The following is a 6,736-nucleotide window of genomic DNA, read 5'->3' on the forward strand; positions in this document are numbered from 1 at the left end:
CACCTGACGATCCAGCCATGCCGTGATGACGATGACGCCTGAAGACAAGACAATCCTGGCCGCGTCCGCCCCCTGGCTGGGGGCCCTGCTCAACGTCGTGCCCGGCCTGGGCACCGGCTACATCTACCAGCGCCGCTGGCGGGCCTACTGGATTACCTCGGCCCTGGCCACGGCCTGGTTCCTGCTGGGGGCCGTGCTGGGCGGCGCAGCCAGCGCGACGGACCTGACGGCGCCCGACCCCCGCAACCAGCTGGTCGGCCTGGGGGGATTGCTGCTGCTGGCGGCACTGACGGCCGCGGAGGCCTTCCGCGAGGCGCGCCGAGCCCGGATGGAATGAGAATCTGAGCAGTCCTGTGCCCTCTGCTGGCGGATGAGCGAGACACCAGCTAGCGACCGTCCCCCCGAGGCACCTGAAGCAGCAGGCCCCGTGATGGGGCTGTTGGCCCGGGGTCTGGAGCTGTGGCTGCGGCAGCAGTGCGAGGCCATCGAGCGGCTGGAGATCCGCCTGGAGGGTTCGGGGCTGCGGCTGCTGCGGGGACGTCTGGATGGGGTGCGGCTGCGGGCCCGGCGGGTCGTGTACCAGGCGATGGAGATCGAGGAGGTGGACCTCCGCTGTGACGGCATTCAGGTGCGCATGGGATCCCTGGTGCGGAACCAGGCGGTGAGGCTGGAGCAGCCCTTCCGCATCCAGGGGCTGGTGAGCTTCAGCGGCGACGGCCTCAGCCGTTCCCTGAGCACCCCGGCCTGGCGCGGCCTCGGCGATGGCCTGGCCGACGACCTGCTGGGCCTGACCCCCCTGGCGGGGCTGCGCATCCGCGAGGACCGGTTGGTGCTGCGGGCCTTCGCCAGCGGCGATCGGGAGCCGGTGGAGCGGGAGGTGGCGGTGCGGGCCGACGGCGGCACCGTGGAGCTGCGCTGCGCCGAGGGGACTCCCCACGCCCGGCTGCCGATGGATCCCAACATCCGCATCGAACGGGCCGAGCTCGGTGCCGGTCTGCTGCACCTGGAGGGGGAGGCCCGGGTCTCCCCCTGAGGGCCCAGGCAGACGCTCAGCCCCGCTGCAGCAGCGGCAGCACCAGGGTCACCGCGGAATAGACCACCGCTGGCACGAACAGGTAGCTGTCGATCCGATCGAGGATGCCGCCGTGGCCGGGGATCGCATCGCCGGAGTCCTTCAGGCCCGCATCCCGTTTCATCATCGATTCGGTCAGGTCGCCCACCAGGGCGAACAGGGACACCACCGCCCCCAGCACCGCTCCGATCAGCCAGCCCCAGCGCCAGCCCAGCAGCACCCCGCCCACGCCCCCCACCAGCAGGGCGCAGAGCACCCCGCCCAGGGCCCCCTCCACCGTCTTGCCAGGGGAAATCGGCGAGAGGGCGTGGCGGCCCAGACGTCGACCGATCACGTAGGAGCCGATGTCGGTGGCCACGATCATCAGGCAGGCCAGCAGGGTGAGGGCCATGCCGGGGCTCCAGGGCCAGCCCAGCCCGTCGAGGGCGGGAGCGAGGGCGGGATCGGTGAGATCACGCAGCTTGATCCAATGGCTGGGCAGGAAGCCTAGATAAAAGAGCCCGAACACCGAGGCGGCGATGTCGGCGATGGTGCCGGTGACCGGCTGGAGCAGCAGCCAGCCGCAGATCACCGCCCCGGAGGCGGGCAGCACGGCGGCGGCCACGTCGCCCGCCATGCCACCCCCCGGCCAGAGGCTGCCGGCGGCCACCTGGGTGGAGACCAGCAGCAGCTGCACCGCCACCAGGGTGGTCTTGGTGGCGGGGCGGATGCCCTTGAACTGGGCCATGCGGAAGAACTCCAGCAGGCCCAGGTGCACGATCACCCCCACGGCGACGGTGAACCACCAGCCGCCGAGGCCCACCACCACCAGCCCGAAGCCGCCGGCCAGCCAGCCACTCAGCAGGCGGGACAGGGAGGTGGCGGTGCGGGGGGCGGGAGGCAAGGGCTGGGGCTCAACGCTCGGCGGCGATCACGAACAGCGGTTCGGCGGCGGCCAGCTTGGCCTGGCTGCCGCGGCGCTGCATGCGGTGCACGGTGGCCTGCACCACCTGAACATCGTGGGCCCCCAGCTGGGCGAGGGTGTCGGTGGCCTTCACCAGACCCTCCAGGTTGACGGTGCTGATCACCAGCCGTCCGGAGGGCTGAAGGGCCCCCCAGACGGCCCGCAGCACGTCCTCCAGGGGCCGGCCCACCTCCAGAAGCACCCGGTCGGGGTTGGGGGGGAGCAGGGCCAGTCCCTCCGGGGCCTCGCCGGCGTGGATGTGCAGGTTGTGGATGCCGAAGCGCTGCCGGTTGCGTTCCAGCAGGTCGATCGCCTCCGGATCCCGCTCCAGGGTATGAACGGCGCCGGTGGGCATCAGCCGGGCAATTTCCAGGGCCAGGGCGCCGGTGCCGCCGCCCACGTCCCAGACGAGCGAATCGGCGCGGGGGCGCAGGTGGGCCAGCAGCATCACCCGCAGCTCAAGCGGCGTGGGGCTGAATCCCGGGGCGTCCTCGAAGGCGCTGTCCGGCAGTCCGGGGGTGACGAAATCCCAGTGGAAGGGGTTCGGCAACGGGCTCACGAACCGACCACAACGCTCACGGTATCAGCGATCTGGCCGGGCCAGAGGCGCCGTTGGCCCTGCAGCCAGTCGGCGCGGGCCGCATCGATCCGCTCGCCGGGCACCAGCAGCGGAATCCCCGGCGGGTAGGGACAGATCGGTGCCGCGGCCACCCGGCCGGCGGCCCGCTCCAGGGGGACGGCCTCCGCCGGGCTCCGCCAGGCCACGCCGATCGGCAGCTCCGGTGCCGCCAGCAGCGGCAGAGGGGGAGCTGTGAAGGACGGCAGCGGTTGTCCGCCGAGGGCCCGGCGCAGGTCCTGCAGCAGGCGCGGCAGGCGCCGCTCCAGGCCCCGGGGTGGGTTCAGCCCCAGGCAGAAGGTGAGGGCGCCTGGCTCCGGCAACTCCGCGATCGCCCCACGCTGCAGCATCCACGTGTCGGCCTCCAGCCCGTTGATCCCCAGCGGGGCCGTGGCCAGCACCAGGCGCAGGGGATCGCCGTTGGCCACCAGCGGCAGGCCCAGGTCCTCCAGCCGGCTGCGCAGCCGGGCGGCCCTGGCCTCGGCCCGGTGGCGCTGGCGACGTCCGGCATCGCTGGCTCCATGCTCCAGGGCTGCTGCCGTCGAGGCCAGCAGCAGGGCACTGGGGCTGGAGGTCTGCAGCCACAGCAGGGCCCGCTCGATGGCCTCCGGGGCCACCCGGTCACCCTGGGCCAGCAGGGCCGCGCTCTGGGCCAGGCCGGTGCCGCTCTTCTGCACGGAGAGCACCACCAGATCGGCTCCGGCCCCCAGGGCCTCGCCGCCGCCGTGGGCCTGGTCCACCAGCACCGGCAGTCCAGCGCGGTGGGCGAGGGCCACCAGGGCCGGCAGGTCGGCCACCAGGCCCTGGTAGGTGGGATCCACCAGCACCAGGGCCGCTGGGGGGCTGCCGCCGTCGGAGGCGGCAGCCAGCACCCGCTCGAGCCGCTCGGGCTGCGGCGGTTGCCACAGGCCGGTGAGCGGATCGCTCGGCAGGTCGTACAGAAGCGGCTCGATGCCGCCCAGCACGCAGCCGTGCAGCAGGCTGCGATGCAGGTTGCGGGGCAGCAACACCCGGGACCCCGACGGGCCGAGGGCCAGCAGAGCCGCTTGCAGCAGCCCCGAGGCCCCATTCACCCCGAACCAGCAACGCTCCGCCCCCAGCAGGGCCGCCGCGCGCCCCTGGGCTTCGGCCACCGTTCCCTCCGGTTCGAGGGGCCCGCCGAAGCCAGGCAGTTCCGGCAGATCCCAGCTCCCCGGTGGCTGACGCAACAGCCGGCGCAGGGCGGGGGCCAGGGCCCGGCCCCGGCCATGGGCCGGCAGGTGCAGGGCCAGCGGCGCTGACCGCCAGAAGGGGCCCATGGACCAGGGAACACAGTTCCTAGAGTCTGGCGATCGCTGCGGCAAGACACTGGCAGAGGCCGTCACCCCCACGCCCACCTACGACCCCAACGGAGATCTGCGCTGGCTGCTGCTGCGGCCGTGGGTCCTGGTGGCACGGCTGATCGTGGTGATCTGGCGGCTTGCCGGGCTGGCCCTGCGGCTGGCGGTTCAGTCGAGCAGCACCGATGCCCGGGTGCAGCAGCGGCTGGCCCGCGCCATCCTGGAAACCCTCAGCAACCTGGGGCCCTGCTTCATCAAGGTGGGGCAGGCCCTCTCCACCCGCCCCGACCTGGTGCGGCGCGACTGGCTGGAGGAGTTGGCCCGGCTCCAGGACGATCTGCCCCCCTTCTCCCACGCGGTCGCCCTGGCGCTGATCGAGGAGGAACTGGGGGCCCCTGCCCACCAGCTTTATGAGGAGTTCCCCGATTACCCGATGGCGGCGGCCAGCCTGGGGCAGGTCTACCGGGCCCGTCTGGCGGAGGGCCACTGGGTAGCCGTGAAGGTGCAGCGGCCCGATCTGCCCTTCGTGCTGCGCCGCGACCTGGTCATCATCCGCTCGCTGGCGGTGCTGGCGGCCCCGTTCCTGCCCCTGAACCTGGGCTTCGGCCTCGGGGCGATCATCGATGAGTTCGGCTCCACCCTGTTCGAGGAGATCGATTACCGGCGTGAGGCCGACAACGCCGAACGCTTCGCCACCCTGTTCCAGGACCACCCCGAGGTCACCGTTCCGGCTGTGGTGCGCAGCCTCAGCAGTCGCCGGGTGCTGACCACCAGCTGGATCAACGGCACCAAGCTGCAGAGCCGCCGTGAGCTGGAGGCCCACCACCTGGACCCGGCGGCCCTGATCCGCACTGGGGTGATCGCAGGCCTGCAGCAGCTGCTCGAGTTCGGCTACTTCCACGCCGATCCCCATCCGGGCAACCTGTTCGCCCTGCCGGGCAAGACCAACGGCCTGGGCCATGTGGCCTATGTCGACTTCGGCATGATGGATTCGCTGAGCGACTCCGACCGCCTGACCCTCACCGGGGCGGTGGTGCATCTGATCAACCGTGATTTCGAGGCCCTGGCCAGGGATTTCGTGGTGCTCGGCTTCCTCAACCCCAGCACCCCCCTGGGGCCGATCGTGCCGGCGCTCGAGGAAGTGCTCGGTGGTGCCCTGGGGGAGAACGTGGGCAGCTTCAACTTCAAGGCGATCACCGATCGCTTCTCGGAGCTGATGTACGACTACCCGTTCCGGGTGCCGGCACGCTTCGCGTTGATCATCCGGGCCGTGGTGAGCCAGGAGGGGTTGGCGATGCGCCTCGACCCGGACTTCCGCATCATCCGGGTGGCTTACCCCTACGTGGCCCGGCGCCTGCTGGCCGGTGACACTGCCGAGATGCGCGAGAAGCTGCTGGAGGTGATCTTCGACAAGGACGGGCGCCTGCGGGTGGAGCGGCTGGAGAACTTGCTGGCGGTGGTCGAGAACGGCACCACCTCCACCGACCTGCTGCCCGTGGCGCGGGATGGCCTGCGCCTGCTGCTGGGCAAGGAAGGCACCAGCCTGCGCCAGCGGCTGTTGCTGAGTCTGGTGAGCCACGACCGGCTGCACACCGACGATCTCCAGGCCCTGCTGGGGCTGATGGGCCGCACCTTCTCGGCCCGCAAGCTGGCCACGGGTCTGCTGTCCCGCCTCAATCCGCTCGCCGCCTGAGGCCCCACGGGTGCGCTGAGCGCCTGGCCAGGCGAAGCTGGGTCGCGACCCTGCCTCCTGCGGCCCCTTGACCGAGGCTCTGCTGCTCATCGCCCTCCTGCTCCTGCTGGCCGGGTGGATCCTGCAGACCCTGTCGATGGAGCGCCGCCTCAGGCGCCTGGAGCGGCACAGTGCCTCCCTCAGCCAGCGCTTCTTCGCCCTCTCGCTCTGGAGCGAGGCCCTGGAGAAGCGCCTGGCGGGTGAATCCTGGCCCGGCCAGTCGGGAATCGCCCCGGCGGAGGAGCCTGCGGTGTTGGCCCCAGCCCCAGCCCCAGGCACCACCCGGGCCTGGGACGACCCAGTGGTGCCCGCGCCCGTGCCTGTCGCACCGCTGCGGCCGGCCAGGGGCGCAGCCCGACCCTGGAAGCGGATCGAGCGGCGGCTGGTGGAGAACTGGAGCGGCCTGCTCGGTGTGCTTGTGGTGGTGGCCGGGGTCACCTTCATGAGCATCCATGCGGGCCTGCGGCTGGGTGCCCGGGAGCGCTTTCTGCTCGTCCTGCTGGCTGGCGGGCTGCTGGCCCTGCCGTCGCTGCTCTGGGGCCGGCGGGAGCGCTGGCGCGACCTCACCGACGGCCTGCGCAGCGGCGGGGGCGCCCTGGTCCTGTTCGCCTGCGCCGCCGCCGGTGGGCTGCCCCAGCTCGGTCTGCAGTGGGTGGTGGTCCCAGCCCAGGCCATGGCCCTGCTGGCCGGTGGCGTCGCCGTCAACCTCGGCCTGGCCGCCATCGCGCGCACCGCCACGATCGCCTCGCTGCACGTGGCCGTGAGCCTGGTGCCCCTGGCGATCGCTCCCCAGGGTGGCCCGGCCCTGGCGATCGCCACCGCCATCGCCCTGGTGGGCTCCGAGCTGCCCCGGCGCCATCGCTGGCAGCGGCACCGGTTGCTGGTGAGCTGGGTCTATGGCCTGTTTCAGGTCGGCTGGTTTCTGGCCAATGGCCCGGCGCTGGCCGTCTCCAGCGCCCTGACGACCGGCGCCGCCCTGGCGGCGGTGCTGGTGTTCGGCCTGGGAGTGCTGCGGCTGCACCGGCCGGGGGCCGCGCCGCCCCGGCTGCAGGCC

Annotated in this window: 7 protein-coding genes; 4 read left to right on the forward strand and 3 right to left on the reverse strand. The window is 72.3% G+C overall.

The genetic code is table 11. From position 1 onward, the window contains the following. Nucleotides 1-31 precede the first annotated feature (31 nt). Nucleotides 32-337: a hypothetical protein gene (locus VB739_RS07070; protein WP_323356399.1), complete on the forward strand. Its 306-nt coding sequence runs from the start codon at nt 32-34 to the stop codon at nt 335-337. A 93-nt stretch (nt 338-430) separates the two neighbouring features. Beyond that, nucleotides 431-1,033 (forward strand): DUF2993 domain-containing protein, encoded by a 603-nt coding sequence (locus VB739_RS07075; RefSeq protein ID WP_323356389.1) that lies wholly within the window; start codon nt 431-433, stop codon nt 1,031-1,033. Between the two features lie 16 nt (nt 1,034-1,049). Here the strand turns inward: VB739_RS07075 and VB739_RS07080 are convergent, their stop codons facing one another. The 3 genes from VB739_RS07080 to VB739_RS07090 are packed head-to-tail and all read right to left on the reverse strand — an operon-like array spanning nt 1,050 to nt 3,929. Beyond that, nucleotides 1,050-1,955: a phosphatidate cytidylyltransferase gene (locus VB739_RS07080; protein ID WP_323356390.1), complete on the reverse strand. Its 906-nt coding sequence runs from the start codon at nt 1,953-1,955 to the stop codon at nt 1,050-1,052. Between the two features lie 10 nt (nt 1,956-1,965). Then, nucleotides 1,966-2,565 (reverse strand): precorrin-6Y C5,15-methyltransferase subunit CbiT, encoded by a 600-nt coding sequence (cbiT, locus tag VB739_RS07085; RefSeq protein ID WP_216910874.1) that lies wholly within the window; start codon nt 2,563-2,565, stop codon nt 1,966-1,968. A gap of 5 nt (nt 2,566-2,570) precedes the next feature. After that, on the reverse strand, nt 2,571-3,929 hold the full coding sequence (locus VB739_RS07090) for an aminotransferase class I/II-fold pyridoxal phosphate-dependent enzyme (RefSeq protein ID WP_323356391.1): 1,359 nt from the start codon (nt 3,927-3,929) through the stop codon (nt 2,571-2,573). On the opposite strand from VB739_RS07090, the gene VB739_RS07095 reads away from it, so the two are divergent. Together VB739_RS07095 and VB739_RS07100 are read left to right on the forward strand one after the other, a co-directional pair. After that, the gene (locus tag VB739_RS07095) at nt 3,928-5,643 is read left to right on the forward strand and encodes an AarF/ABC1/UbiB kinase family protein (RefSeq protein ID WP_323356392.1); all 1,716 of its coding nucleotides are present in this window, start codon (nt 3,928-3,930) and stop codon (nt 5,641-5,643) included. The two genes, VB739_RS07090 and VB739_RS07095, sit on opposite strands and share 2 nt — an antisense overlap. 67 nt (nt 5,644-5,710) lie before the next feature. Then, a partial coding sequence (locus VB739_RS07100) for a hypothetical protein (protein WP_323356393.1) occupies nt 5,711-6,736 on the forward strand: 1,026 nt, incomplete at its 3' end.

Source organism: Cyanobium gracile UHCC 0281, assembly GCF_034931305.1.
GTDB classification, from domain to species: Bacteria; Cyanobacteriota; Cyanobacteriia; order PCC-6307; family Cyanobiaceae; genus Cyanobium; species Cyanobium gracile_A.

What these genes read in the sequence shown, in the direction of transcription:
- VB739_RS07075 (WP_323356389.1), top strand. Translation starts at nt 431, where the DNA reads ATGGGGCTGTTGGCCCGGGGTCTGGAGCTGTGGCTGCGGCAGCAGTGC.
- VB739_RS07090 (WP_323356391.1), bottom strand. Translation starts at nt 3,929, where the DNA reads ATGGGCCCCTTCTGGCGGTCAGCGCCGCTGGCCCTGCACCTGCCGGCC.
- VB739_RS07070 (WP_323356399.1), top strand. Translation starts at nt 32, where the DNA reads ATGACGCCTGAAGACAAGACAATCCTGGCCGCGTCCGCCCCCTGGCTG.
- VB739_RS07095 (WP_323356392.1), top strand. Translation starts at nt 3,928, where the DNA reads ATGGACCAGGGAACACAGTTCCTAGAGTCTGGCGATCGCTGCGGCAAG.